This window comes from Kribbella shirazensis, from assembly GCF_011761605.1.
Classification (GTDB): Bacteria; Actinomycetota; Actinomycetes; order Propionibacteriales; family Kribbellaceae; genus Kribbella; species Kribbella shirazensis.
Genome location: NZ_JAASRO010000001.1, coordinates 7788778 through 7814437 on the forward strand (window position 1 = coordinate 7788778; position 25660 = coordinate 7814437).

Genomic DNA, 25660 nt, shown 5'->3' on the forward strand with positions numbered 1-25660 from the left:
AGTGAGATGCCCCACCGAGCGAGTCTTCTCGCCGCAGGGCGCGGTGGATCGGACAGGCTTTGAGTGGACGAGGGTGTGCAGGCGGTGCGCCGGTCCGTCGCAGTTCTGTCTGGCGGCGGACCGGCGGCACCTGGCGCCTCCACTACGACCAAGGCACGCCGGCAGCGGCGGATCAGGCCGCCGGCTGCATCGGCGTCAGTTTCTCGCGGAGATCGTCGAGGATCCGGCGAAGTACCCGGGAGACCTGCATCTGGCTGACGCCGATGTCGTTGCCGATCTCCGACTGGGTCCAGCCTTCGACGAACCGCAGTTGCAGGATCCGGCGGTCCCGCTCGCCCAGGTCGGCGAGCACCGGCTCCAGCATCTCGACCGTCTCCAGCTGATCGATGCTCGCGTCATCGTCATCCGCGACCACGTCCGCCAGCGTCAGCTCGGCGTCCGCCTCCGCCGGACGGTCGAGCGACAGCACGTTGAAGCAGCCTTTCGCCGCCAGTGCCTGCTCGACCTCGGTCACCTCGACGTCGAGATGTTCCGCGAGTTCGGCCGGAGTCGGTTCCCGGTTGAGTTGCTGCTCCAGTTCGGGCAGCTTGTTCGCGATCGTTCCTTGCATCTCCTGCAGCCGGCGTGGAATCCGTACGGTCCAGGCGCAGTCGCGGAAGTACCGCTTGACCTCGCCGCGGATCGTGGGAATCGCAAACCCGATGAACGGTGTGTCCGCTTCCAGCCGATAGTGATGGGCCGCTTTCACCAGCCCCAGATACGCCACCTGCTCCAGGTCGTCGGCCTCGGCGCCCCGGCCGCGAAAGCGGCGCGCGATACCTTTGGCCATCTCCAGATTGAGTTCGACGACCTGTTCGAGTAGTTCCTGCCGCTCGACTTCGTCGGTGCTCGCCGCCCGGCGTTCCATCAGCTCCCGGGTGGCTGCTTCACGGGCGGCCCGATCGGTCGGGGCGCCGCTCCGGGCCGAAGCCCGCTCCATGATGCTCGTGACCATTGGTATGACCTCGCGACTGTCTCGTCACGGCGTGGCACTTCGCTGAACCACGGTCATGCCTGCACTGGGTCTCGTACCCAGCCGGCCGGATCTTATGCATGCCGATTCCCCGGAAATCCGTCACCGACGGCGACCGGATCCGAGCATCGAACGCTCGTTTGACGGGCTCGCGATCACAGGAGGTAAGGGTGCGGACACGGGACCCAAAAGTGTGTACGATGCAGATGCAAGGCCAGATGCACGTGCATATGCCAAGTACGTATGGAAGGTGCAGCCGATGACAGAGATCTACAACGGCATGCCTGGTGACTCGAATACTGAGCTGAGCTGGCGCAAGAGCCAGCGCAGCGGCCCACAGGGCAACTGTGTCGAGGTAGCGAAACTGCCGGACGGCGGCGTCGCGGTGCGCAACTCGCGCTTCGCCGGCGGACCGGCGTTGGTGTTCACGAAGGCCGAGATCGAGGCATTCCTCGGCGGCGTTCAGGATGGCGAGTTCAACTACCTCGTCTGAGCACTACCTAGCAGTTCACAAGCGACACCAGAAGCAAGGGCCCCTTCGCCAGGCGAGTGACGAAGGGGCCCTTTCTTGTGCCTCGGGACCAGCGGCACGACGGCCACGCGGGACCGGTCCGCGCAGACGATCAGCGCCGGCGGGTCGACGTACAAAACCGCCAGGGCCGACTCTCCGGCGAGAGTCGGCCCTGGCGTGCCTGAGGGGCGGGTGAGGACTATTGGACGGTGAGCGGCCAGAGTTGCTCGCTAGGGAGCTCCGAGGCCTTGCCGGTCGCCGCATTGTCAACGGTGATTCGCAATCCGGTGAACTTCGGCGTCATCACCCGCTGGTACCGCGACGCGCGATCCGGCTCGGCGACGTACTCGGCGATCAGGTGGTCGCCCAGCCAGATCCGCACCATCTTCCGTCCTCCTGTTGCTCTGTCGGTGGTCATGGGGCCAAGCTCACGATCGGGTCGCCGTCGAGTTGACGGACGCCGCGCAGCCAGCCCTCGAAGGCCCAGCGCTGCTGCTCGGGGCAACGCGCGACCAGATCCTGGATCTCCCGCTCCGTCAGCTCCTCGGGCGCACGGCCACCCACAACGTCGGCGGTCTGCTCCACAACCTCACTGTCGTAGTCGTTCATCGACTCGGGTTCCCCAACCAGTCAAGCCAACGGGGGGCCGTCGGCGCTCTGTAGGACCGGCCTGCCGGATCACGCGATGTCACGTTTCGCGAGATCTGGCTCACCTTCTGTGCATGAATCAATCATGGCGTCGGCACGCGGCGAATGCAAGCGCCCGATGCACGTGCATCCGCACGTTTTTCATTTCGAGACCACTTCGACCCCGTTCACGCCTGGATCAGACGGGCAGAAGGGCCGGCGAACGGTGTCCGGGGCCGGCTGCGGCCCGTAATATGTACTGACAAAGAGATGAATGTCGCCGCCAGCTAGTCTTACGCTCCGTGATCGTCGATGCGGATCCGAGACTCTTTTGTAAGAACTTCGGCAGATCGGCGACGCAGCGTGCGATGATGTGCTCTCGCGGGTGAGGTTGCCGATGACGATCGCTGGGGCCCCTGGGAGGTGGGTGTGACCGAGTCGGGCGCGCAAAGCGGGCCGACAACGCTGCGCATCATTCTCGGAGGGCACCTTCGCCGGATGCGGGTGGCGGCGGGCATCAGCCGTTCGGACGCGGGGTGGGAGATCCGTTCGTCGGAGTCCAAGATCAGCCGGATGGAGCTGGGGCGCGTCGGCCTCAAGGAGCGCGACGTCGCCGATCTCCTCAAGCTGTACGGCCTGGACGACGACGAGGAGCGCGAGCGGCTGCTGGCCCTCTCGCGGCAGGCGAACGACCCGGGCTGGTGGCACCGCTTCGGCGACGTGCTGCCGAGCTGGTTCCACTCCTATCTCGACCTCGAGGCGTCCGCGCAGCTGATCCGTATCTACGAGCTGCAGTTCGTCCCGGGCCTGCTGCAGACGCGCGACTACATCCGCGCGGTGGTCCAGCTCGGTCGCGGGATGATCCCGGCCGAAGAGGTCGAGCGCCGCATCAGCCTGCGGGTCAACCGGCAGGAAGTGCTGACGCGCCCGGATCCGGTGCGCGTCTGGGCGGTCATCGACGAGGCTGCGCTCCGCCGTCCGATCGGTGGCGGCAAGGTCATCATCGACCAGCTGGACCACCTGATCGAGGCGACCCACATGCCGAACGTCACCCTGCAGGTGGTGCCACTGGCGATCGGTGGTCACGCGGCGGCCGGCGGCTCGTTCAGCATCCTCCGGTTCCCGGAGTCGGACCTGCCGGACACGGTCTACATCGAGCACCTGACGAGCGCGCTGTACCTCGACAAACTCGACGAGCTCGACCAGTACACGGCCGCAATGGAATCGCTGTGCGTCGCAGCACCGCAGCCCGGCAAGACCCGCGACATCCTCACCAGCATCCGCAAGGACTTCGAGGCCTGATCCCAGGGTGCGGCGACACCGCTCGAGGGCGCGCCAGTCGTACGGGTGTCCCTAATCAGTACCTGCGGGCGTCATCACATGGCGGTCGCTCGCGAGCGGAGCGAGCGGAGCGCGGGCGTCAGCCCGCAACCCGCCGGCGGCAGCCGGCAGCTGGAAAATCCGGCGCTAAGCCGGGGGCGGGTGGGAGCGCGCGGAGCAGGTGCGCTGAGGAGCGCAGCGACGAAGGTAGCTCCTGCGGAGCGTGCGTGGGTTGGACGGTCCGGTTCAGGTGTTGTCGGTCAGCCAGGTGATGAGGGGTTTGGTGGCTTGCCAGTCGGTGCGGATTCGGGTGGTGAGTTCGGGGGTGTGGATGAAGGGGTCGAAGCCGTAGTTCTTGCTGACCGTCAGGGACTTGTGGCGGAGGAGGTCGATGCGGGGGTGGTCGGGGTCGTAGCCGCGGGGGCTGGTTTTGAGTTTGTCGCCGCCGATCGTCCAGCCGGCCTTCACCAGCTTGGCGAGGACTTTCTCGAGTTGTTGGCCGCGGCGGTCGTCGTCGATGGCGGTGCGGACGCGGGCCAGGCGTTCGGACGACGCCTCGTAGAAGCCGGCGGCGACGCGGACGCCGGGCGCGGACACCTGTACGTACCATCCGGTCGCGGGCGCGACGTCGATGAACGCGCCCTGATGGGTCTTGTACGGCGTCTTGTCCTTGGCGAAGCGCACGTCACGGTACGGGCGGAACAACTTCGCCGTACCGAACTCCTCCTCGAGCTCCGCGAGGAGCGCGGCCATCGGTGCCCGCACCGACTCCTCGTAGACGTGCTTGTGCGCCGTCCAGAAGGTCTTGGTGTTGTCCATCTCGAGGTCGTCGTAGAAATCCAGCGCCGCAGCCGGGAACCCGGTAAAACTCATGCGGTAACGATAGTTCGGAAGAACTCGCGGATGTCCGCGGCCAGGACTTCCGGCTGTTCGAGGGCTGCGAAGTGGCCGCCGTGGGGGTGGCTCGACCAGCGGACGATGTTGTCGGTGCGCTCGGCCTTGTGCCGTAGCGGGACGAAGTTCTCCCACGCGAGGTCGAGCAAGGCGGTCGGGGTCCGCGACGGCTCAGGTGGTTGACCCCAGTACGGCGCGTGCGCGCGCTCGTAGTAGATCGCGCCGGACGACCCGCCGGTCCGCGTCAGCCAGTACAGCATCACGTTCGTGAGCAGCAGGTCGCGGTCGATCGTCGACGCCGGGTCCGTCCAGGTCGCGAACTTCTCCGCGATCCACGCCAACTGCCCGACAGGTGAATCCGTCAGCGCGTACGCGAGCGTCTGCGGTCGCGTCGACTGCAGATCGGCGTACCCCTGCTGCTCCGCCGCGAACTCCTGCTGCCGTCGCCACGACGCCCACGTCCGTTCGCGCTCCGCGGCATCCAGCGGCTCCAGTTCCGCAAGCGTCGGTTCGGACGTGGCGCCCGCGCCGGGGATGAGGTTCAGGTGTACGCCGATCACGTGCTCCGGATCGATGCGCCCGACCTCACGGGAGATCGCCGCGCCCCAGTCCCCGCCCTGTACGCCGTACCGGTGGTACCCGAGCCGCGCCATCAGCTCGGTCCACGCGCGGGCCACGCGCTTGAACTCCCACCCGGCCTCACGGGTCGGACCGGAGAGCGTGAAACCCGGGATCGTCGGCAGCACCAGATGGAAGTCGCTCAGCAACGCGACGACGTCCGTAAACTCCACGATCGACCCCGGCCAGCCATGCGTCAGCACGAGCGGGATCGCGTCCGGTGACGACGACGGGAGGTGGGCGAAGTGGACAAGAGCTCCGTCGACGACCGTCGTGTACTGCTGCCACTCGTTCAACCGTGCTTCGGCGGCCCGCCAGTCGTACCCGTCCCGCCAGTAGCCGACCAACTCCCGCAGGTACGGCACCGGTACGCCGCGAGACCAGCCGGCACCTGGCATCTCGGAGGGCCAGCGCACCAGCTCCAGCCGCCGGCGCAGATCGTCCAGCTCACTCTCCGGCACGTCCAGCCGGAACGGTTCGATCGTCACCCCGGCACCCTGACGCATCCGGTGCGACTCCGCACCTGGATTCAGGCGGTGACCTGCTCGTGGGTGCGGTCGCGGACGAGCTTGATCGCGACGGCGCCGATCAGGCAGAGCACGCCGGCGATGAGCACGACGATGGTCAGCGTGCTGGCGCCGTTCAGCGCGTTGTCGCACGCCATCGGAGTGATCCCCGCGGCCGGCCGAAACGCCGAACCGCACTCGGTCCCGCTCGCCGAGACCGTCCGGAAGCCGAGCAGCACGCCGGCCACCAGCAGCACCATGCCGGCGCCGCCGAGAATCTTGTTCAGCGTGATCACGGCGAGACCGGCTCCGCTGACAGTTGTGGGCATGCCGACGGCACACCCCATGAGCCCCGTTGCACTTCGATCACTCCTGACTTCGTCGGACCACCCGATCCGAACTTACGGTCCGGCCGCGGAGGATCCCCACCCGTGGAGCCGGTCAGCACTGATTCTTCACACAGTCCTTACTCAGAACATGACCGGCTGTGACCGTGATCTCAGATCAAATAGAAGTCGCTCTCAGCTGAGACGTTCCTCCAGATGCACGGTGATCTCGTCCCCGGGCTCCTTGTCGAGCAGCGTCCGCAGCTCGCCCTTCACGGGCAGTTTGTGCGTTCCGTCACCGAGAGCCATGAACGAGCTCTCGAACGGGTGGCCGTCCATCGTGCCGCGCACCTTGACCAGCCCGCGCGTCCCGAAGTACTCCGCCGATCCCGGCATCTGCAGGTAGGTCCAGCCACCCTTGGCGTCGCTCTTCAGCAGCGGCGCGGTGAAGGTCTTGTCCAGCTTTCCGGTCTTCTTGCTCATCGTGAGCTCCTCTCTACACCCCTGGGTAGAGACTGCGGACGGGCTTTCGACATCCAGCGCCAACATATTCTGGGAAATGTGCAGATGACGATCCGCCGGGCGGGGCCCGACGACGTACCGGCGGTGCTCGCGCTCCTCGACGGGGCGACCGAATGGCTGGTCGCGCGCGGCCGGACCGACCAGTGGGGTACGGCGCCACACTCGACGAGCCCGCGCCGCATTGAACAGATCACCGCCTTCGCCGCGGACGACGGGCTGTGGGTAGGCACAGTCGCCGATCGGACGGTCGGGGCGTTGGCGGTCGGAGCCGCCCTCGACTACGTCCCGCCGGCGCCCGAGCCGGAGCTGTACGTGCGGCTGCTCGTGACCGACCGTGCGTCCATCGGGCAGAACCTCGGCGGCGTACTACTCGACCACGCCCGCACGCTGGCCCGCGAGGCCGGCGTCCGGCTGCTGCGCGTGGACTGTTTCGCGGGCGGTGACGGGGCGCTGGTCCGGTACTACGAGAAGCAGGGCTTCACGCGGGACGCCGAGTTCGCCGTGCCGCGGGTCAATGAGGCGGACTGGCCGGGTCAGGTGCTGATCCAGCGCCTGTGACCGCGCGGTGGGCGGTCGTGTGCACCGGTCCATGCGAGTCGCTGCAATGCTCCGTCGGCCGGTCGGCGGTCGCGTGGTCGACCTGCAACGTCGAGTGGGTCAGATGGTGGCGCTCGGCAAGCACCTCCTCGATGCGGACCCGGATCTGGTGGCAGTCGAGGCCCTCCGCGACCAGGACGTGCGCGGACGCGGCCGGCTCGCCCGAGGTGATCTCCCAGACGTGCAGGTCGTGGACCTCGACCACGCCGTCCACTGCGCACAGCTCGGCGCCGAGCGCCTGCGGGTCGATGGCGGTGGGGGCTGCTTCGAGGAAGATCCGGCCCGAGTCACGGACCAGTCCGACACCCGCCTTCAGCATCAGTACGGCGACCACGAGCGCGGCGATCGCGTCCGCGCGGGCGAAGCCCGTCAGCAGGACGACAAGGCCGGCGACGGCGGTCGCGATGAACGCGAACAGGTCGTTCAGGATGTGCTGGAACGCGCCCTCGACGTTCAGGCTGGAACGGTTCGCCTTGCTGATCAGCCAGGTGGCGAACAGGTTAACGAAGATGCCGACCACGCCGGTGATCAGCACCAGTGCGCCCTCGACCTCGGGCGGGTCGATCATCCGGTTGACGGCCTCGTACACGAAGTACACCGCGAGCAGCAGCAGGGTGATGCCGTTGGCCTGTGCCGACAGGATCTCGACGCGTTTGAAGCCGTAGGTGAAGCCGCCCGCCGGGGGTTTGGCGGCGAGCCGGATCGCCAGCAGGGCCAGGGCGATCGCGATCGCGTCGGTCAGCATGTGCGCCGCGTCGGTGACCAGGGCGAGCGAGCCGGCCGCGATCCCGACGATCACCTCGGCGATCATGAAGCCGACGATCAGCGCGAGCGCGCCGCCGAGGAGCTTGCGGTCCGCGGCCGCACTCACCCCGTGGCCGTGGCCGTGTCCCGCGCTCACGACTCGGACCGCTCAGGGTGGCCATGCCGTTCGGGATGGATGGCGTCGGTGTGCTCGGTGTGCGCGACCGCGAGGTCCAGCAGCATCCGGACGTGCGCGTCGTCCAGCCGGTAGAAGGCGTTCCGCCCGTCCCGTCGTACGGCGACCACGCGGTGCGCGCGCAGCAGCCGGAGGGCATGCGACGTCGCGGACTCGCTCAGCCCGGTGATCGCGGCGAGATCGCAGACGCACAGCTCACCGTCGAGCAGCGCGACCAGCAACTTCAGCCGCCGCGGATCCCCGAGCAGCCCGAACACGTCGGCCGTGTCGACGATGTCCTCCTCGCCGGGCATCCTGGCATTGACACTCGCCACCCGCTCCGGATCCACCAAGCGGACGTTGCAGGCGTCGAGCTGCACATCTGCAGAACTCTTCATATGTTCACGGTAGAGCACCGGCCCGGCACCGGCAACTCCCCCGGCAGCTGATCCGTCAGGCCAGGGAGACCAGGTCCAGGTAGTCGTCCGACCAGAGGTCCTCGGTGGCGTCGGGGAGGATGAGGACCCGGTCGGGGCGGAGGGACTCGATCGCGCCTTCGTCGTGGGTGACCATGACGATCGCGCCCGGGTAGCTGCCGACCGCGCCGAGGACCTCGTCCCGGGAGGCCGGGTCGAGGTTGTTGGTCGGCTCGTCGAGCAGCAGCACGTTCGCGCTCGAGTGAACCAGGCCGGCCAGCGCCAGCCGGGTCTTCTCGCCACCGGACAGTACGCCGGCCGGCTTGTCCACGTCGTCGCCGCTGAACAGGAACGACCCGAGCACGTTCCGCACCTCGCCGTCGGTCAGTGCGGGCGCCACGGCAGACAGGTTCTGCCGCACGGTGCCGGCCAGGTCGAGCGTGTCGTGTTCCTGCGCGAAGTACCCGAGCCGCAGACCGTGACCAGGTACGACGCGTCCGGCGTCCGGCTGTTCACGACCCGCGAGCAGCCGGAGCAGCGTGGTCTTGCCCGCGCCGTTCAGCCCGAGAATCACGACCCGGCTGCCGCGGTCGACGGCCAGATCCACACCGTTCAGCACCTGGAGGGCGCCGTACGACTTCTTCAGGCCGACCGCGGACAGCGGCGTCCGCCCGGACGGCGCCGGAGCCGGGAGCCGGATCTTCGCGACCCGGGCGGCCCGGCGTACCGGCTCGAGGTCGGACAGCAGCTTGTCCGCGCGACGGGCCATGTTCCGGGCCGCGACCGCGGTACTGGCGCCCGCCTGCATCTTCGCGGCCTGCGCGTGCAGGACCGCGGCCTTCCGTTCGGCGACCGCGCGTTCGCGGTTCCGGCGGCGCTCGTCCAGCTCCAGCTGTTCGAGGTACTTCGTCCAGCCGGTGTTGTGGATGTCGATCGTCAGCCGCTGCGGGTCCAGGTGGAAGACCCGGTTGACCGTTGCCTTGAGCAACTCGCGGTCGTGGCTGATGACGATCAGGCCGCCGGGGTACGACAGCAGGAACTGCCGCAGCCACAGCACCGAGTCGGCGTCGAGGTGGTTGGTCGGCTCGTCGAGCAGCAACGTGTCGTGCTGTGCGAACAGGATCCGGGCCAGCTCCACACGACGGCGCTGACCGCCGGACAGCTGGCCGACCGGCTGCTCGAGCGCGCGGTTCGGCAGGCCGACGCCGGCCGCGAGCCGGGCCGCTTCCGCCTCGGCCGCGTAGCCACCGCCGGCCTGGAACGCGGCTTCGGCCCGCGCGTACGCCGCCATCGCCTTGTCTTGCGCCTCGCCGGTGGCGGTGCTCATCGCGGTCTCGGCCGCGCGGAGCTGCCGTACGGCGGTGTCGAGGCCGCGCGCGGACAGGATCCGGTCGGTGACGGTGATCGCGGGATCCGCCGCACGCGGGTCCTGCGGCAGGTAGCCGATCGAACCGGTGACGGCGATCTGCCCCGACGCCGGACGGGTCTCACCGGCCAGGGTCTTCAGCAGCGTGGTCTTGCCCGCGCCGTTACGGCCGACCAGCCCGACGCGGTCCCCCGCACCGACAGTGAACGAAATATCCGCCAGCAGCAGCTGGGCGGCGACCCGAAGGTCGACACCGCGAACGGTGATCATAATGGTTACTCTCCGTGAACTCTAGTGGACGCACTTCACCCGTGGATGCGAGTGCGCCAGCTAGACACAGAGGCAAGTAGCCATGCGCCCACGATATCGGGGCGGGCCACGAGCCGTCAGCTGATTTTCGCCGGGAGCTCGATGACGAACCGGGCGCCGCCGTCAGGCGGTGCGGTGACGTGGATGGTGCCGTGGTGCCACTGGACGTGGCGCGCGACGATCGCGAGGCCGAGACCGACCCCGCGGCCGCGGCCGGACGTCTCGCCGCGGCCGAACCGCTCGAAGATCCGGGCGCGGTCCTCGACCGGGATCCCGGGGCCCGCGTCGTCGACGGTGATCACCACGCCGAGCCCACCGGCCGCCACGCCGACGCCCTTGCAGCCGCCGGCGTGGTCCTCGGCGTTCTCGACCAGGTTCGCGATCACCCGCTCGAGCCGCCGTTTGTCCGCCTGCAGCGTGAGGCCCTCGGCGCCCGGCTCGACCACCGTCACCTCGCGCCCTGCGGCCGCATCGGCCGCGGCGCGGACCAGATCGGCGATCCGGACGATCTCCCGGCTCCCCCGGTCCCCGCCGTCGTCGCGGGAGATCTCCAGCAGGTCGACCACCAGCCGCCGGAACCGCTCCAGGTCGTCACCGAGCAGTTCGACCGGTTCCCGTACGGCGGCCGGCAGTTCGGCGCGGTGGTTCTGGATCAGCTGCATCGAGTTCAGCATCGTCATCAACGGCGTCCGGAGCTCATGGCTGACGTCGCCGGCGAACCGCGCGTCCGCCGCCACCCGCCGCTCCAGGTCCGCCGCGGTCTGGTTGAACGACCGCGCCAGCCCGCCGAGGTCCTTGTCGTTCTCGGCGTGCAGCCGCGCGTCCAGCTTCCCGCGCGCGACCGCGTCCGCGACCCGGGTCAGCTCGGCGAGCGGCCGCAGCGCGAGCGTGCTCGCCAGCCTCCCGACCGCGAGCCCGGCCAGTGCGGTCGCGATCGCCGCCGCGATCAGCGTGATCTTCAACGAGCGCAGCGTGTTGTCCAACGCGCTCAGCGGATGCCACTCGAAGAACGCCTCCCCCTGACGCCCGATCGGTACGCCGACCGCGAGCACCGGCTGGCCACCCACCTCGATCCGCCGCTGCGCCACGGAGCCGCCGATCGCCGCCTGGATCAGGTCCGGCGGAAGATCCGACGGCTTCCCGGTCAACGCGTACCAATCCCCTTCGAGGTACAGCATCGACGCCGCCGCGTCCGTCGACGGCAGGCTGTTCATGACGTGCATCGGCGTCGCCCCGGGCTGCAGGGTCGGGCTGGGGCACTCGACCCGCTCACGCACCGGCGGGCACGGTTCCGGCGGACCGAACAGCCCGTACCGCAACGCCGCCGCGTTGTCCTCGGTCACCGTCACCGCCGACGTCTCGCGCTGCTGGGTCAGGTAGTCGGAAACCACGCCCCACGTCACGATCGCCAGTACGGTCGACAGCCCCAGCGCGAGCAGGCCGTAGGCCAGCATCACGCGCCCCCGCAGGGTGACCCGACCCAGCAAGGTCAGCTCACCAGTCGGTAGCCCAGGCCGCGGGCCGTGACGAGATGCGTAGGGCTGGCGGGGTCGCGCTCGATCTTCAGCCGGAGCCGCCGGATGTGGACGTCGACGATCCGGCTGTCCCCGAAGTACCCGTAGCCCCAGACCTTCGACAGCAGCTGCTCGCGACTGAGCACCTTGCCCTCGGCACCGGCCAGCTCGGCGAGCAGCTTGAACTCGGTCCGGGTCAGCGACAGCACCTCGCCGTCGCGCATCACCTCGGCCCCCGGTACGTCGATGCGCAGGTCGCCGACCTCGAGCAGATCGGGCTGCCGCGCGTTGGCCGGCTCGACCCGTCGCAGCAGCGCCCGGATCCGCGCCGACAGCTCCTTCGCGACCAGCGGCTTCGTCACGTAGTCGTCCGCACCCGCCTCCAGCCCGGCGACCACGTCGTGGCTGTCGGTCCGCGCGGTCACCATGATCACCGGTACGTCGCTCGCTCGCCGGATCTCGCGGCAGATCGTGAACCCGTCCCGGTCCGGCAGCATCAGGTCCAGCAGCACGACGTCCGGTGGTTCCCGGCGCAGTGCGGCCAGAGCGTCGTACCCGTTGGCCGCTTCCGCGACCTGGTACCCCTCGTCCTCCAGGGCAAGCCGCAGTACCCGCCGGATCCGGGGCTCGTCGTCGACCAGCAACAGGCTGTGTGCCACCGGTCAAGTGTCGCTCACACAGAGGGTTACCGCTGTCATGAAACCGTCATGTCCGCGCGGGCCGCCCGTGACAGCTTCTTGACGCTTGCGTGACCCCGGTTCCGGTCCTGCCCGGAAGTCCTACGTTCGGCGCTATCGAGTCCCGGAGGAGGACCAATGGCCAGAACACGGCACGCCCTAGCGGCACTCTCCCTTGCGGCCGTGGCGAGCATCGTGCTCGCGGCGTGCAGCAGCGGCGGCGCGACGCCGTCCGGATCCGGAGGCGGTGCCGGATCCGGCACCCCGGTCACCGGCGGCACCCTGAACATGCTCGGGGCGGGCGACGTCGACTACATGGATCCGAACCTCAGCTACTACTCGGTGGGCTACCTGAACCTGCGGATGTGGAGCCGGCAGCTGTTCACCTACCCCGCGGATCCGAACGGCAAGAACACCTCGCCGGTCGCCGACCTCGCCACCGAGATCCCGACCGCCGCGAACGGCGGGATCAGCGCGGACGGCAAGACGTACACGATCAAGCTCCGGCCCGGCGCGAAGTGGGGCACGACACCGGCCCGTCAGGTCACCGCCGCCGACGTGGTCCGCGGCGTGAAGCGGACCGCCAACCCGGTGCAGCCGTTCGGCGGGATCCCGGACTTCTACCACCTGATCGTCGGCTACCAGGCGTTCGCCGACGGGTTCGCCAAGGCCCCGAAGACGGTGGCCGGCATCCAGCAGTACATCGACAAGACACCGCTGCCGGGCGTGGTGGCCAAGGACGACACGACCGTCGTCTTCCACCTGACCCAGCAGGCGTCGTACTTCGTCGACATGCTGACGCTGCCGGCCTTCTCGCCCGCTCCGATCGAGGCGCTCAAGTACCTGCCGGGAAGTACCGAGCTCGGTAACAACTTCCCGTCCGACGGCCCGTACAAGGTCGACTCGTGGGTACCGACCAAGTCGATCTCGTACTCCCGCAACGCCGCCTGGGACCCGGCCTCCGACCCGGTCCGGAAGGCATACGTCGACAAGATCGTGGTCAACGAGACCGTCACCCAGGACTCGGTCCAGCAGCAGTTGCAGACCGGTACGCCGTCGGCGGACATGGAGTGGGACGTCGCGCCGCCGCCGTCGCAGTTGCCCGCGCTGCAGGCGAAGAAGGACCCGAAGCTGACCATCGGCGACACCTCCAGCTCGAACCCGTACGTCATTTACAACACCGCCTCGCCGAACAACAACAAGGCGCTGCAGAACCCGAAGGTGCGCCAGGCGATCAGCTTCGCGATCAACCGCGACCACATCCTGCAGGTGCTCGGCGGCAAGACACTGAACCCGCCGCTGACCCACGTGTTGCCGGACGTCATCACCGGCTCGAAGCAGATCGATCCGTACCCGTACAACCCGGACAAGGCCAAGCAACTGCTGGCCGAGGCGGGCTACCCGAACCTGACGCTGAAGTTCCTGTACCGCAACGCGGCCGAGGGCAGCAGCAAGTCGTTCCAGACGATTCAGCAGGACCTGTCCAAGGTCGGGATCACGGTCGTCGGCGTACCGTCGCCGAACGCGGACTTCTACGTGAAGTACCTGCAGGTGCCGAGCGTCGCGCGACGCGGCGTCTGGGACCTCTCGCTGGCCGGCTGGGGCGCTGACTGGTACGGCAACGCGGCACTGTCGTTCTTCAACCCGCTGTTCTCGGGTGAGCCGTCGTTCCCGCCGGTGGGCAGCAACTTCGGGCTCTACAACGACCCGGAGACCAACGCCCTGATCAAGCAGGCGATCGCCGCACCGACCGTCGACGCGGCCGCCGAGCTGTGGGCCAAGGCTGATGCGCGGGTGATGGACCAGGCCGCGTTCTACCCACTCACCAGCAACAAGCAGGCGAACTACCGCGCCGAGCAGGTGAACAACGCGGTCTACGTCCCGTCGCTGCAGAACTACGACCCGACGAACGTGTGGCTCTCCAAGGACAAGCAGGGCGGCTGAACCTCATGGCCCTGTTTGAAGTAAGGGATCTCCAGGTCTCCTTCGACACCCCGGACGGTACCGTCCGTGCCGTCCGGGGCGTGTCGTTCGACGTCGAGGCCGGGCAGACGCTCGCGGTCGTGGGCGAGTCCGGCTCCGGGAAGAGCGTGTCCACCCAGACCATCACCGGGCTGACCCGGGGCGCGACGGTGTCCGGTACGGCGTACTTCGACGGCACCGAACTGATCACCGCGGACCACGCGACGCTGCGCCGGCTGCGGGGCGCGCAGATCGGGATGATCTTCCAGGACCCCCTGTCCAGCCTGCATCCGCAGTACCGGATCGGCTGGCAGATCGTGGAGATGATCCGCGCACACGACCTGACGATCGGCAAGCAGGCGGCGCGGAAACGGGCCGCCGAACTGCTCACGCTCGTCGGCATCCCGCGGGCGGCCGAGCGGATCGACGACTACCCGCACCAGTTCTCCGGCGGGATGCGGCAACGGGTGATGATCGCGATGGCGATGGCCCTCGACCCGGCGCTGCTGATCGCGGACGAGCCGACCACCGCGCTCGACGTGACCGTGCAGGCCCAGGTGCTGAACGTGATGCGGCGCCTCCAGGACCAGTTCGGTACGGCGATCATCCTGATCACCCACGACCTGGGGGTGGTGGCGGAGATGGCCGACGAGGTGGTGGTGATGTACGCCGGCACGGTGATGGAACGCGCTCCGCGCCGGGACATCTTCTACCGCAACCACCACCCGTACACGCAGGGCCTGCTCGCCTCCCTGCCGGCGCGGAGCGGGGACCGGTTGACGCCGATCGCGGGCACACCGCCGAGCCTGATCAACCTGCCGAAGGGCTGCCCGTTCGCGGCCCGCTGCCCGCACGTGTTCGGCAAGTGCTCGGAAGCACCGCCGCTGACTGATGTCGGAGGAAACCCCCGACATCAGTCCGCGTGCTGGCTGCCTCACAACATGAACGAGGCGGTCGCTTCTTGACGTCCTCCCGCTACCCGAAGGCAGTGGATTCCAACCCTTGCGGGTTGGGGTTCGCGGTTCTCAGCCATGCCTTACTGCACAAAGGCTCCTCGCGCTGCCACGGCCCGTCCGGCCGCGGTGTTGCTCGACTTGCAAGTACCAGTTGCTTGGCTATCGCAACCGATCAAAACACTACTCGGCCCAACCGACAAAGCTGGAGGGTTGGAGATGAACGACGTACTGCTGACAGTGGACGACGTGCGTAAGGAGTTCCCGACGCAGTCCAAGGAGGTCGTCCAGGCGGTCGCCGGGGTCTCGCTGGAGGTCCACAAAGGCGAGACGCTCGGGTTGGTCGGTGAGACGGGCTGCGGGAAGTCGACGCTGGCGCGGTGCATGGCGCATCTGTACGACGTGACGTCGGGCTCGGTGTGGTTCGAGGGGCAGGAGATCAGCAAGCTGTCGCGCAAGGAGATGCGGCCGTTGCGCCGGGACGTGCAGGTGATCTTCCAGGACCCGTACGGCTCGCTGAACCCGCGCCGCCGGGTCGGGTCGATCATCGGCGACCCGTTCGCCATCCACAACATTGCCACCGGCAACGAGCGGAAGAAGAAGGTCCAGGAGCTGATGGAGCTGGTCGGGCTGAACCCCGAGCACTACAACAGGTTCCCGGCCGAGTTCTCCGGTGGCCAGCGGCAACGGATCGGGGTGGCGCGGGCGCTCGCGCTGCGGCCGAAGCTGGTGATCTGCGACGAGCCGGTGTCGGCGCTGGACGTGTCGATCCAGGCGCAGATCATCAACCTGCTGGCGGATCTGCAGCAGGAGTTCGACCTGACGTACGTGTTCATCTCGCACGACCTGTCCGTCATCCGGCACGTGAGCGACCGGATCGCCGTGATGTATCTCGGCAAGATCGTCGAACTCGCGCCGACCGGCGAGCTGTTCGGGCAGACCCGGCACCCGTACACGCGCGCGTTGCTGTCGGCGTTGCCGGTGGCGGACCCGGACACGGCCGACAGTCGCGAGCAGATCATCCTCGGCGGCGACATTCCCGCCGCGACGAACCCGCCGGAGGGGTGCAGGTTCCACACGCGGTGCCCGAAGGCACGCCTGGACTGCGCGGCCGAGGAACCACCACTGGAGGCAGTCCTGACCGACAAGCCCGACCACCGCACCGCCTGCCTCTACCCGTTGACCGTCGGCGAGGACCTGTCCACCGCCGTACCCGACCTGAGGGCCTCATGACCGCGTCTATCGAGATGGTCGACGTCGTCGACGAGCCGCGGGCGATCGAGGGGCATAGTCCGTTCGTCCTGGCGTTGCGGCGGTTGCGGCGGGACAAGGTGGCGATGGTCTCGCTGGCCGTGATCGTGCTGATCGTGCTGATGGCGATCCTCGCGCCGGTGTTCGCGGCCGTGACGGGGCATCCGCCGAACGAGCAGTACCGCGACATCGGGCTGACGCCGGACGGGCTGCCGCGCGGACCGAACGGCACGTTCTGGCTCGGGACCGACGACCTCGGCCGGGACATCCTGGTGCGGATCGCGTACGGCGCCCGCGTCTCACTGCTCGTCGGCGTGATCGCGACCGCGATCACGGTCGTCATCGGCGTCGTGCTGGGGCTCGCGGCGGGGTTCCTCGGGGGGATCACCGACACGGTCCTGGCGCGGCTGATCGACGTGGTGCTGTCCGTGCCGTTCCTGCTGGTCGCGATCGCGCTGGTGTCCGTGACCGGGCCCAGTCTGACGGTGACGGTGCTGGTGATCGGCTGCTTCAGCTGGGCGTCGGTGGCACGGATCGTGCGCGGGCAGGTGCTCTCGCTGCGGGAGCGCGAGTTCGTCGAGGCGGCCCGTTCGCTCGGGGCGGGCGACACCCGGATCATGTTCGTCGACGTACTGCCGAACGTGATCGCGCCGGTGATCGTCTACACCACGTTGCTGATCCCGGTAGTGATCGTGACGCAGGCGACGTTGTCGTTCCTCGGCCTCGGACTGCCGCCGCCGACGGCCGACTGGGGCGGGATGATCAGCGAGTCGCAGAACTACTACACGACCGCGTGGTGGTTCATCCTCTTCCCCGGCCTGGCGCTGCTGATCACCACGCTCGCCTTCAACCTGTTCGGTGACGGGGTCCGGGACGCCTTCGACCCGCGCGCAGATCGGACCTGATCATGGTCAAGTTCCTGGTTCGCCGGATCGGTCACGGGATCCTCGTCATGTGGCTGATCAGCGTGGCGGTGTTCGCGCTGTTCTTCGTCGCGCCGAGCAACGTCGCCCAGACGCTCGCCGGCCGGCAGGGTACGCCGGAGACGATCGCGCTGATCAAACAACGGCTGGGGCTCGATCTGCCGGTGTGGAAGCAGTACCTGAACTTCCTCGGCAACGCCGTCCAGGGGAACCTCGGGTACGACTACTACCACCAGGTGCCGGTGACGACCATCATCGGGCAGGCGCTGCCGATCACGGTCTCGCTGGCGCTCGGCGCGGCCGTGCTGTGGCTGCTGCTGGGTGTGTTCAACGGGGTCATCTCGGCGACCCACCCGCGGTCGCTCGCGGACCGCGGGCTGACGTTGTTCTCGCTGTTCTTCTACTCGTTCCCGTCGTTTCTGCTCGGGTTGCTGTTGCTGTATTTCCTGTACTTCCGGCTCACCCTGGCCGGATTCAGCTGGTTTCCGGCCGGAGGCTACTCGCCGCTGACCGGCGGCATCGGTCCGTGGTTCCAGCACCTGCTGCTGCCCTGGGTCGCGCTGGCCTTGTTGCTGGCAGCAACGTACACCCGGCTGACGCGAGGCTCGATGCTGGACGTTCTCGGCGAGGATTACATCCGGACCGCGCGATCGAAGGGGATCCGGGAGCGCCGGGTGATCGTGCGGCACGGTCTGCGGAGTGCGCTGACGCCGGTCGTCACGCAGTTCGGCATCGATCTCGGGCAGCTCATCGGCGGGGTGGTCGTGATCGAGACCGTGTTCAGCCTGCCGGGGCTCGGGCAGACGGCGGTGACCGCGATCAACCAGCAGGACCTGCCGGTGATCATCGGCATCGTCCTGTTCGCCTCGGCCGCGGTCGTGGTCGCGAACATCCTCGTCGACATCGCCTACGCCGTACTGGACCCGCGCGTGCGCCTGCACTAGAGCGGGCGTAGGACCTTCAGCTGCCGCAACAGGGCTTTGGTCTCTACGCGGAAGCTGGTGACGGACGGACGGTGATCATGACAGATCCGCTACTCGGTCAGGAAACGGCGCCGGTCTTCCGGCGGCAACCGATTGCGGGAACCGGCCCAGGGTACTGGGGCTGGTGCCAGATAGGAGGCTCACCATGGGTGCAGCCATTGCAATACCACTGCTCACGATCGCCTTGATCTCCCTCGCCTTCGCCCTGTGGACCCTGTACGTCATCGGTCTCGAAGCATTCACCTTCGCCAAATCCACCCGCCGCCACGGGTCCGGCGAGACGGCGGCGCACTACGAGCCCGGAGACCACCAGCACGTCTCCACCCGGCCACCGAGCTGAGGCTCGCGTACCGAGCGACAGGAGGTGTCCGCCCTTGGCGTCCCTGTGAGCCTGGGCAATACGGATTGGCCACAGAGACCTCCTGTCCTTCGGTACCTTGTCCGGCGTGATCGTCGTTTATGGCGCGGGTGGCATCGGGTGTTATGTGGGCGGACGGCTCGCCGCGGGCGGGGCGCCGGTGACGTTCGTCGGACGGCAGCGGATGGCCGACGAGGTAGCCGAGCACGGGTTGCGGCTGACCGACTACCTGGGAGCTGACCTCCGGGTCGACCCCGTGCGCTTCGAGACGACGCCTGCGGCGGCTGCTGAGGCCGATCTGGTGCTGGTGACGGTGAAGTCCGCGGCGACCGCGGGAGCGGCCGACGAGTTGGCGGAGATCCTGCGGCCGGGTGCGGTCGTGGTGAGTTTCCAGAACGGCGTACGGAACGGCGAGGTACTGCGGTCGCGTCTGACGGAGCAGGTCGTGGTGACCGGCATGGTTCCGTTCAACGTGCTGAACCGGGGTGCCGGGGTGTTCCACCAGGGCACCGAGGGAGCGCTCGACATTCAGCGGGACGCTGCGATGACGCCGTACCTCGACGCGTTCGAGCGGGCCGGGCTGCCGCTCACCCAGCACGACGACATCCTGCCGGTGCAGTGGTCGAAGCTCCTGCTGAACCTGAACAACCCGATCAACGCCCTGTCGAATCTGCCGCTGCGCGACGAACTCTCTCAGCGCGACTACCGGCGCTGTCTCGCGGCCGCACAGGCCGAGGCGCTCGAACTGCTCCACGCCGTAGGCATCCGGCCGGCCCAACTGCTCGCCGTCCCGATGCACCGATTCCCCGCCGTACTTCGGTTGCCGGACTTCCTGTTCCGCCGGCTCGCGAGCAAGGTGCTCGCCGTCGATCCACTCGCCCGGACCTCGATGTGGGAGGACCTCGAGGCGGGGCGCCCGACCGAGATCGACTACCTGAACGGCGAGGTCGTCCGGCTGGCCTCGTCGCTTGGTCGCGGTGCGCCCGTCAACAGCCGCCTGGCCGACCTGATCCGGGAGGCCGGGACCGACCGCCGGGCCTGGTCCGGGCCGGAACTGTGGCACACCTTGCGTCTTGCTATGTGAGATGCCTGGTCTCGTATGATGATCGTATGGATGTCGCGATCAGCGGGTCAGGCGGCTACGACGGCGGTCGCCGTACACAACGATCTGCTGGAGCTAGACCTGGGCGGCGGGTGGTAGGAGGGACGGGTCGGCGAGCGGCCAGTCGGCGGGCTGTCCGTTGAGCTGGTCGAGTTGCAGGAGGCACCAGGGCGAGAGGTCCGGGAGGTCGCGCAGTTCCTCCCAGGCCGCCCAGCGGAGGTCCGCGACCTCGGCCGGGTTCGGCGTCGGGTCACCTGTCCAGAACACCCGGTACACGGGGCAGAGCTCGTTCTCGACGACGCCGGTCGGCATCTCGGCGCGGTACCGGAACTCGGGCAGGACCAGCTGCACCGCGTCCACGACGATCCCGAGCTCGTCGGCGAGCCTTCGCCGTACCGCGTCCGCGAGCGGCTCACCCGGAAGTGGGTGCCCACAGCAACTGTTGGTCCAGACGCCGGGCCAGGTGGGCTTCTCGAGCGCGCGCCGGGTGAGCAGCACCCGCCCCGCCGTGTCGACGACGTAACTGGAGAACGCCAGGTGCAGCGGGGTCGCCGCATGATGGACCGTCGCCTTCGCCTCGGTCCCGATCGCGCGCCCGCCCTCGTCCACCAGCACAACCCGCTCGTCGTCCACAGCCCGAGCCTAATCGGATTCCGGAACGGGTCCGGCGGCTGCTAGCCTCGGAGTGTGACCAAGCACTGCGTGACCTATCGACCGGCTCTGGGAGGAGCCGGCATTCGCTAGTCCCCGCAGTCGCTCCACCCAGAGCCTCCGAGGCAGGAACCGTCCGGTTCCTGCCTCTTTCCGTTTGCCGGAGGCACGGGTTCACGGGGTGCCTCCTGTCGAGAGGAACCTCATGAACGCTGTGATCGACCGGTTACGCCGTACCACCGACACCGTCGTCGGCGAGGACGACCTGCGCGAACGCCTGGACTCCGGGCGACCGCTGCGGATCAAGTACGGCGTCGACTGCACCGCTCCCGATCTGCATCTCGGGCATGCGGTCAACCTGTGGATGATGCGGCAACTGCAGGACCTCGGCCACCGGGTCGTGTTCCTGCTCGGCGACCTCACCACCCGGGTCGGCGACCCGACCGGGCGCTCCGAGACCCGGCCGGTGCTGACGCCTGCGCAGATCGACGCCAACGCCGCGTCGTTCCTCGACCAGGTGTCGCTGGTACTGCGGACCGACGCCGACGTCTTCGAAGTACGCCGGAATTCCGAGTGGTACGACGTGATGCCCGTGGCTGAGCTGCTGGGTCTGTTCGCCCAGGTGACGCAAGCGCAGTTGATGAGCCGGGACATGTTCCGGGAACGGGTCGCGGCCGGGCGGGAGATCGCCGTGCACGAATTGGTGTACCCGGTGCTGCAGGGCTACGACAGCTGCGCGATGGAGAGTGATCTGACGATCGTCGGGTCGGACCAGCTGTTCAACGAGCAACTGGGACGGCACTTCCAGCAGCGGCTGGGTGCGCCGCCGCAGGTGGTGCTCACGACGACGATCACGCCGGGGATCGACGGCCGGGCCAAGCAGTCGAAGTCGCTCAACAACTACATCGGGCTGACCGACAGTCCGCGGGACAAGTTCGGAAAGCTGATGAGCATTCCGGACAGCTTGGTGGAGCCGTACGCACGGGTCTACACCGAGCTCCCGCTGGACGACGTCGCCGCGCTCGGAGACGCGGCGTCAACGGGTGGTCCGGCCGCCCGGGACGCCAAGCTCCGCCTGGCCGCCGCGGTCGTCACCCGGTACCACGGCGCCGGCGCCGCGAGGACCGAACTGGCTGCGTTCCGTCGTACGTTCACCGACCGGGCTGTCCCCGAGGACATCCCGGAGCTGGCCGTACCGGCGTCGGTCCGGACGGTGCTCGACCTGCTCCGCGCCATCAACCCGTCGGCGAGCAACTCGAGCCTCCGCCGGCTCATCTCCCAGGGCGCCGTGACCGTCGACGGCATCCGCTGCCAGGACCCGGCCGCGCCGGTCGACCTGACGACCCCGACGGTCGTCAGGTCGGGGCCCCGGGCGTGGCATCGCGTGGTCGGTGAACCGCCACGCAGGCACAGGTGACCTCTGAGCCCCGAATTCGCCGATTCGAGGGGGTTCTGCCTGCGTGGACGTCCGCCACACGCTCAGCCCAGCGCCGCGAGGTATTCCGTGCTGGTGCAGTTCGTGCCGAGCCGGGGGAAGGGGTAGGAGATCGCGAAATTGTGGGCGTGGTCGTCGAGGCCGGTCATGGCGTCGGTGACGAAGAAGACCTCGTAGCCGAGGTCGGCGGCGGCCCGGGCGGTGGACTCGACCCCGAAGTTGGTGGCGATGCCGGCCAGGACGACATTCGCGATGCCGCGGGACTGGAGCTCGGTGTCGAGCGGTGAGCGGCCGAAGGCGCCGATCGTGCGCTTGACGATCTCCAGGTCACCGGGCTGCGGCGCGGCCTCGGGCGCGAACCCGCTGCCGTCCGGCTGCACCTCGACGCCCGGCCGCTCGACGCGGACGTTCACCACCAGCCCGCCGGCCGATCGCGTCGCCGCGGCCAGTGCCACGGACCGCTCGAGCACGACCGGTCCGCTGAGCGGCGCCGTGCCGAGCCCGATGATCCGTGGCATCAGGTCGATCAGGACGAGTGCGGTACGACGGGGATCCAGAGGGTTCACGTCGCGAGCTTAAGGTCCAGGAGATCCACGCCGACGAGATAGCCGATTGCTGCCGGATTCTTGCCGGTAACTGTCACCACGAACTGATGATTCCCCGCACTCAACTGGACCGTGCCGAGCCCCACCGTCTGCGTGCCGACCCCGGACGCCTGATAGCCGTCGAAGCTGACAGCGCTGTTGCCGTCGATCTGTACGTCGACGATCCCGTAGTCGGCCGCCTTCGTCAGCACGGTCGAGATCTCGTACGACCCAGTCGTCGGAACCGAGAAACCGAACACGGTCTTGTCGCCCACCTTGGTCCCGTGGATCCAGGCCTGCACGCCACCTGACCAGCTCACCCCGCAGCAGTTGCCCTGCGGATCGACAGCGACCGTCGACGACACCGGCGGCAGCATCGCCTCGCCCTCGATCCGCAAGGTGTTACCGCTCGTGCCTTGCGCGGCCGTCGACTTCGGCCCGGCATGCCCGGCCAGATCCACCGCCGACACCCGGTACGTCCACGTCTCTCCCAGTCCTAGGCCTCGGTGCAGGAACCCGGGTAGCGGACTCGTCCCCAGCAGTTTCTCGGTCCCGCCGAGGACGGCGCCGTACACGTTGTAGTGCACGATCCCGCTGTCATCGCCGGCATCGTGCCAGGTCACGTTGATCGCGTTGTCCGGTCGTCCGGTGGCTGTCACCTGTTGGACCGCGCCCGGCGCCTGCTTGTCGTCGTACGGCGCGACCAGCGACTGGACGACGTACGACGACGCGGTCCACGCCGGCCCGGTCGGCCGCAGCTCGATGTCGAGACTGCTCTTGCCCGCGGTGATTGCTGCGGGCAACTGGTAGTTGTCGTCGAGCCAGCGTTGATGCGTGTTCCCGAGGGGCTGTAGCCAGGTGCCCGAATCTTTGCCGTTGACGATGACCTCTACTGATTGTCCAGAACTGTTCTGATCGCTGGTTCGCCGCAACGTGACGCCTCGGTTGGCTGGGTCGACTTTTGCGCTGAAGCGGATCGGCTGTGCGCTCGAGCGGACCTGGTCGGTGAGAGTGATGTTGTCGTGATCGCCTTCGTACACGGAGCTCAGGTCCGCCTGCGTGCCGTTGTCGGCGTACCCGTGCTGCTGGCGGCTCGTCGCCGACCCGGTGTCGAGCCGGTCCGTCTCGCGGGCACCGAACTTGGCCGCGGTGTAGAGGAACGCCGTCGAGCCGTAGATCGCCGGATGGTCGTTCTGCTGCCCGTGCTCGATGGAGAAGGCAAGCTGGTTCTCGAACCCGACCGCGTCGGTGATGTGCAGTCGCCACGCGCCGTCGCACTCGTGGGTGCAGAAGCCGGCGCGCACCTCGTGTGCGGAGTTGCCGTGGAACGGCGTCGAGTACGTGCCGGTGTTGAAGTACCACCCGGACTCGTAGTAGTCCTCGGTCCCGGTGCCGTTGATCGCCGGGGTCCGCTCGCCGTCGACGTACACCCGCTCGTCGCCCTCGAGGTAACCACGGGTGTTGCCGTCGGCAAGCAGTCCCTCCATGGTCTGCGAGACGCCGACGAACTTGCCCCGTCCGGCCACGTCGGCGAACGTCCAGTCACTGCCCTGCGTGGTCTCGCCGCGGTGCGAGATCGCGGTGAAGTAGCCGGTCTTGCCAGTCGCCAGGTCGACGGCCTTACGGATGTCGCGCGCCGACGTCACCTCGGCCTGTCCCTTGAGCGGGTACGTCGTGGTGTTGACGAGCGTGACTGTTGCGCGGGCGGCGTACGGCATCGGCCACCAGGAGGAGTACCAGCCGTCGGGGTCCATGGCGAAGAACAGCGAACGGACCAGGTTCTCCCCGAGGCCTGAGCCGAAGAACTCGCCGATCGGGGCGTCGACGCGCTTCTCGCCGTCGATCGTCACCTGAACACGGACACCGGCCAGCAGCGTGTCGGACGGCTTGACGCGCGCGGCGTCCGCGTCGGTCGCGGCGTACGCCATGGCGTGCTCGCCGCTCCAGTTCTGCTTGGTGATCGCGTAGCCGTGGGCCTGCTCGTCGGCGACGTGGTTGGGTCCGACGTCGAGGGTGTCGGTGCGCTTCGGCTGCCCGCCGACGGTCGAGTCGGCCCAGTACAGGAACTCGTTGAAGTCGAGGTCGGACGAGACGAACTCGTTGGTGATCGTGATCTGCGACTTGCCGGCGGTCAGCGCCGCGGGCAGGTCCACGGACTGGTCGTGCCACTGCGCGCCCTGTGCCTTGAGCGGCGCCCATTCGCCGGCCGGTGCACCGTCGACGAGGATTCTCGCGCGCTGGTTGCCGATCCGCAGGTCCATCCTGCGGGTCAGCTTCACGCCGGTGTTCGCCGGGTCGATCTTCAGCGTGAACGTACTGCCGCCGAGGAACGCGCGGCCGTCGTCGGCGATGCTCTTCAGGTCGAGGCCGACGATGTCGGGCAACTTCATCCGGAGTGCGCTCAACTCACCGGGCCCGCGGACGTCGGCCAGCGTGACCTGCTTGCCCGGAGCAAGGTTCAGCGGAGTGCTAGCAGTGCTCGCGTTCGGCGTCGCCGGCTTCGGGTCCTTGGTGCCGGACGCCGCGAGCAGCGCAAGGACGTCCTCGGCCTTGTCGCTCGGGTCGAACGTCGGTACGCCGTTCGCGTCCGGGAACTCGCGGTAGCCGACGTGGTAGAAGTACGGGTTGTTCTGCGTCGTGATCCGCATCGACGAGCGGTACGGCATCGGGACGCGGATGTAGACGCCGCCGCTGGTCTGCACGCCGTTCGCAACCAGCGGGTAGCTGAACGGCGCGCCGAGCTTGCCGTCGACGATGTCCTGCAGCGAACCGTGCAGCACCTGCTTGCCGTCCAGTTCGACGGTGATCGTGCCGGTCTTGGTCACGTTGCCGTTGTCGCGCGTGAACCAGATCGTGGCGACCTCACCCGGTCCGCTGTCCTCGGCGAGCACGCACCCGGCGTCCGTCGTCCGCAGGCAGGAGTAGGTGCCGTCGAAGCCGTCGTTGTTGGTCCCGTCGCGGCCGAAGCTCGAGAACTGCTTCGTCCGGACGCCGGTCTGCAGCTCGGGCAGGCGGTCGAGGTTCCGGTACACCTCCCAGCCGACCGGGCCGTTGCCGCCGCCCGACTGGGGAGCCGAGGGTGTGGCGGACGCGGCGGTGGTGGTGGGGAGCGCCAGGAGCGCACAGGCGGCGAGAGCGATGACACGACGGAGCATGGGCGGCCTTTCCACGTCGCGGGAAATCGATTTCTGAGATGTCTACCATCGATGCCCACCGGTTGAGAAGAGGTCGGCTCCGGTCAGTTCTGTCCACGACGTGGCACCCGGTGGACCCCGAGGTTGCGGCTGGCAGCAGACTTGGACTCGCACACAACTTGAGACCGCA

General features: G+C 68.2%; 26 protein-coding genes. 11 read left to right on the top strand and 15 right to left on the bottom strand.

Annotation, left to right across the window (positions count from 1 at the left end; all coding sequences use genetic code 11):
• Positions 1–172: 172 nt before the first annotated feature.
• Entirely contained in the window at positions 173–994 is an 822-nt protein-coding gene (locus BJY22_RS37080; RefSeq protein WP_238350565.1) for a SigB/SigF/SigG family RNA polymerase sigma factor, read from the bottom strand.
• Positions 995–1271: 277 nt separating this feature from the next.
• On the opposite strand from BJY22_RS37080, the gene BJY22_RS37085 reads away from it, so the two are divergent.
• Positions 1272–1505 (top strand): DUF397 domain-containing protein, encoded by a 234-nt coding sequence (locus BJY22_RS37085; RefSeq protein ID WP_167216421.1) that lies wholly within the window; start codon positions 1272–1274, stop codon positions 1503–1505.
• A 217-nt stretch (positions 1506–1722) separates the two neighbouring features.
• Here BJY22_RS37085 and BJY22_RS37090 read toward each other — a convergent pair whose 3' ends face one another.
• Both BJY22_RS37090 and BJY22_RS37095 read right to left on the bottom strand, forming a co-directional pair.
• Positions 1723–1941, bottom strand: coding sequence for a hypothetical protein (locus BJY22_RS37090; protein WP_238151293.1), 219 nt, complete (start codon positions 1939–1941; stop codon positions 1723–1725).
• Positions 1938–2132, bottom strand: a complete 195-nt coding sequence (locus BJY22_RS37095) for a hypothetical protein (RefSeq protein ID WP_167216423.1) — start codon at positions 2130–2132, stop codon at positions 1938–1940. Before BJY22_RS37095 ends, BJY22_RS37090 begins: the two co-directional genes overlap by 4 nt.
• Positions 2133–2579: 447 nt before the next feature.
• Between BJY22_RS37095 and BJY22_RS37100 the strand changes: the two genes are divergently transcribed.
• Positions 2580–3452, top strand: coding sequence for a Scr1 family TA system antitoxin-like transcriptional regulator (locus BJY22_RS37100; RefSeq protein WP_167216425.1), 873 nt, complete (start codon positions 2580–2582; stop codon positions 3450–3452).
• 264 nt (positions 3453–3716) lie between these two features.
• On the opposite strand, the gene BJY22_RS37105 is transcribed toward BJY22_RS37100, so the two are convergent.
• The 4 genes from BJY22_RS37105 to BJY22_RS37120 all read right to left on the bottom strand — a co-directional run bounded on the left by BJY22_RS37105 (position 3717) and on the right by BJY22_RS37120 (position 6297).
• Complete coding sequence (locus BJY22_RS37105) at positions 3717–4343, bottom strand: DUF2461 domain-containing protein (RefSeq protein ID WP_167216427.1); 627 nt, start codon at positions 4341–4343, stop codon at positions 3717–3719.
• Positions 4340–5470 carry an epoxide hydrolase family protein gene (locus BJY22_RS37110; protein ID WP_337759761.1) on the bottom strand — a complete coding sequence of 377 codons (1131 nt, stop codon included), beginning with the start codon at positions 5468–5470 and terminating at the stop codon, positions 4340–4342. Before BJY22_RS37110 ends, BJY22_RS37105 begins: the two co-directional genes overlap by 4 nt.
• Positions 5471–5511: 41 nt before the next feature.
• Positions 5512–5817, bottom strand: coding sequence for a hypothetical protein (locus BJY22_RS37115; protein WP_167216431.1), 306 nt, complete (start codon positions 5815–5817; stop codon positions 5512–5514).
• Between the two features lie 192 nt (positions 5818–6009).
• Positions 6010–6297, bottom strand: a complete 288-nt coding sequence (locus BJY22_RS37120) for a DUF1905 domain-containing protein (protein ID WP_167216433.1) — start codon at positions 6295–6297, stop codon at positions 6010–6012.
• Positions 6298–6381: 84 nt separating this feature from the next.
• On the opposite strand from BJY22_RS37120, the gene BJY22_RS37125 reads away from it, so the two are divergent.
• Positions 6382–6894, top strand: coding sequence for a GNAT family N-acetyltransferase (locus tag BJY22_RS37125; RefSeq protein ID WP_167219151.1), 513 nt, complete (start codon positions 6382–6384; stop codon positions 6892–6894).
• Here BJY22_RS37125 and BJY22_RS37130 read toward each other — a convergent pair.
• The 5 genes from BJY22_RS37130 to BJY22_RS37150 form a co-directional block, all read right to left on the bottom strand.
• A complete protein-coding gene (locus BJY22_RS37130) occupies positions 6848–7834 on the bottom strand; it encodes a cation diffusion facilitator family transporter (protein ID WP_167216435.1) in 987 nt (328 codons plus the stop codon). The two genes, BJY22_RS37125 and BJY22_RS37130, sit on opposite strands and share 47 nt — an antisense overlap.
• Positions 7831–8250: an ArsR/SmtB family transcription factor gene (locus BJY22_RS37135; RefSeq protein ID WP_167216436.1), complete on the bottom strand. Its 420-nt coding sequence runs from the start codon at positions 8248–8250 to the stop codon at positions 7831–7833. Before BJY22_RS37135 ends, BJY22_RS37130 begins: the two co-directional genes overlap by 4 nt.
• Before the next feature lie 55 nt (positions 8251–8305).
• On the bottom strand, positions 8306–9904 hold the full coding sequence (locus BJY22_RS37140; RefSeq protein ID WP_167216438.1) for an ABC-F family ATP-binding cassette domain-containing protein: 1599 nt from the start codon (positions 9902–9904) through the stop codon (positions 8306–8308).
• Positions 9905–10020: 116 nt separating this feature from the next.
• Complete coding sequence (locus BJY22_RS37145) at positions 10021–11397, bottom strand: HAMP domain-containing sensor histidine kinase (RefSeq protein WP_238351565.1); 1377 nt, start codon at positions 11395–11397, stop codon at positions 10021–10023.
• Between the two features lie 35 nt (positions 11398–11432).
• Positions 11433–12116, bottom strand: coding sequence for a response regulator (locus BJY22_RS37150; protein ID WP_167216441.1), 684 nt, complete (start codon positions 12114–12116; stop codon positions 11433–11435).
• A gap of 156 nt (positions 12117–12272) precedes the next feature.
• On the opposite strand from BJY22_RS37150, the gene BJY22_RS37155 reads away from it, so the two are divergent.
• From BJY22_RS37155 to BJY22_RS37185, 7 genes are all read left to right on the top strand, one after another.
• On the top strand, positions 12273–14078 hold the full coding sequence (locus BJY22_RS37155) for an ABC transporter substrate-binding protein (protein WP_167216443.1): 1806 nt from the start codon (positions 12273–12275) through the stop codon (positions 14076–14078).
• 5 nt (positions 14079–14083) lie between these two features.
• Positions 14084–15061, top strand: a complete 978-nt coding sequence (locus BJY22_RS37160; protein ID WP_167216445.1) for an ABC transporter ATP-binding protein — start codon at positions 14084–14086, stop codon at positions 15059–15061.
• Between the two features lie 207 nt (positions 15062–15268).
• Entirely contained in the window at positions 15269–16282 is a 1014-nt protein-coding gene (locus BJY22_RS37165) for an ABC transporter ATP-binding protein (protein ID WP_202891437.1), read from the top strand.
• On the top strand, positions 16279–17205 hold the full coding sequence (locus BJY22_RS37170) for an ABC transporter permease (RefSeq protein WP_167216449.1): 927 nt from the start codon (positions 16279–16281) through the stop codon (positions 17203–17205). Before BJY22_RS37165 ends, BJY22_RS37170 begins: the two co-directional genes overlap by 4 nt.
• 2 nt (positions 17206–17207) lie before the next feature.
• Positions 17208–18167, top strand: a complete 960-nt coding sequence (locus tag BJY22_RS37175; RefSeq protein WP_167216451.1) for an ABC transporter permease — start codon at positions 17208–17210, stop codon at positions 18165–18167.
• 184 nt (positions 18168–18351) lie between these two features.
• A complete protein-coding gene (locus tag BJY22_RS37180; protein WP_167216453.1) occupies positions 18352–18546 on the top strand; it encodes a hypothetical protein in 195 nt (64 codons plus the stop codon).
• Positions 18547–18652: 106 nt separating this feature from the next.
• Positions 18653–19648: a 2-dehydropantoate 2-reductase gene (locus BJY22_RS37185; RefSeq protein ID WP_167216455.1), complete on the top strand. Its 996-nt coding sequence runs from the start codon at positions 18653–18655 to the stop codon at positions 19646–19648.
• A gap of 93 nt (positions 19649–19741) precedes the next feature.
• On the opposite strand, the gene idi is transcribed toward BJY22_RS37185, so the two are convergent.
• Complete coding sequence (gene idi / locus BJY22_RS37190) at positions 19742–20299, bottom strand: isopentenyl-diphosphate Delta-isomerase (RefSeq protein ID WP_167216458.1); 558 nt, start codon at positions 20297–20299, stop codon at positions 19742–19744.
• A gap of 223 nt (positions 20300–20522) precedes the next feature.
• On the opposite strand from idi, the gene tyrS reads away from it, so the two are divergent.
• Positions 20523–21734: a tyrosine--tRNA ligase gene (tyrS, locus tag BJY22_RS37195; RefSeq protein ID WP_167216459.1), complete on the top strand. Its 1212-nt coding sequence runs from the start codon at positions 20523–20525 to the stop codon at positions 21732–21734.
• Between the two features lie 62 nt (positions 21735–21796).
• Here tyrS and BJY22_RS37200 read toward each other — a convergent pair whose 3' ends face one another.
• Together BJY22_RS37200 and BJY22_RS37205 are read right to left on the bottom strand one after the other, a co-directional pair.
• Positions 21797–22318, bottom strand: a complete 522-nt coding sequence (locus BJY22_RS37200; RefSeq protein WP_337759762.1) for an isochorismatase family protein — start codon at positions 22316–22318, stop codon at positions 21797–21799.
• Positions 22315–25491 (bottom strand): DUF2961 domain-containing protein, encoded by a 3177-nt coding sequence (locus BJY22_RS37205; RefSeq protein ID WP_167216461.1) that lies wholly within the window; start codon positions 25489–25491, stop codon positions 22315–22317. Before BJY22_RS37205 ends, BJY22_RS37200 begins: the two co-directional genes overlap by 4 nt.
• Positions 25492–25660 lie beyond the last annotated feature (169 nt).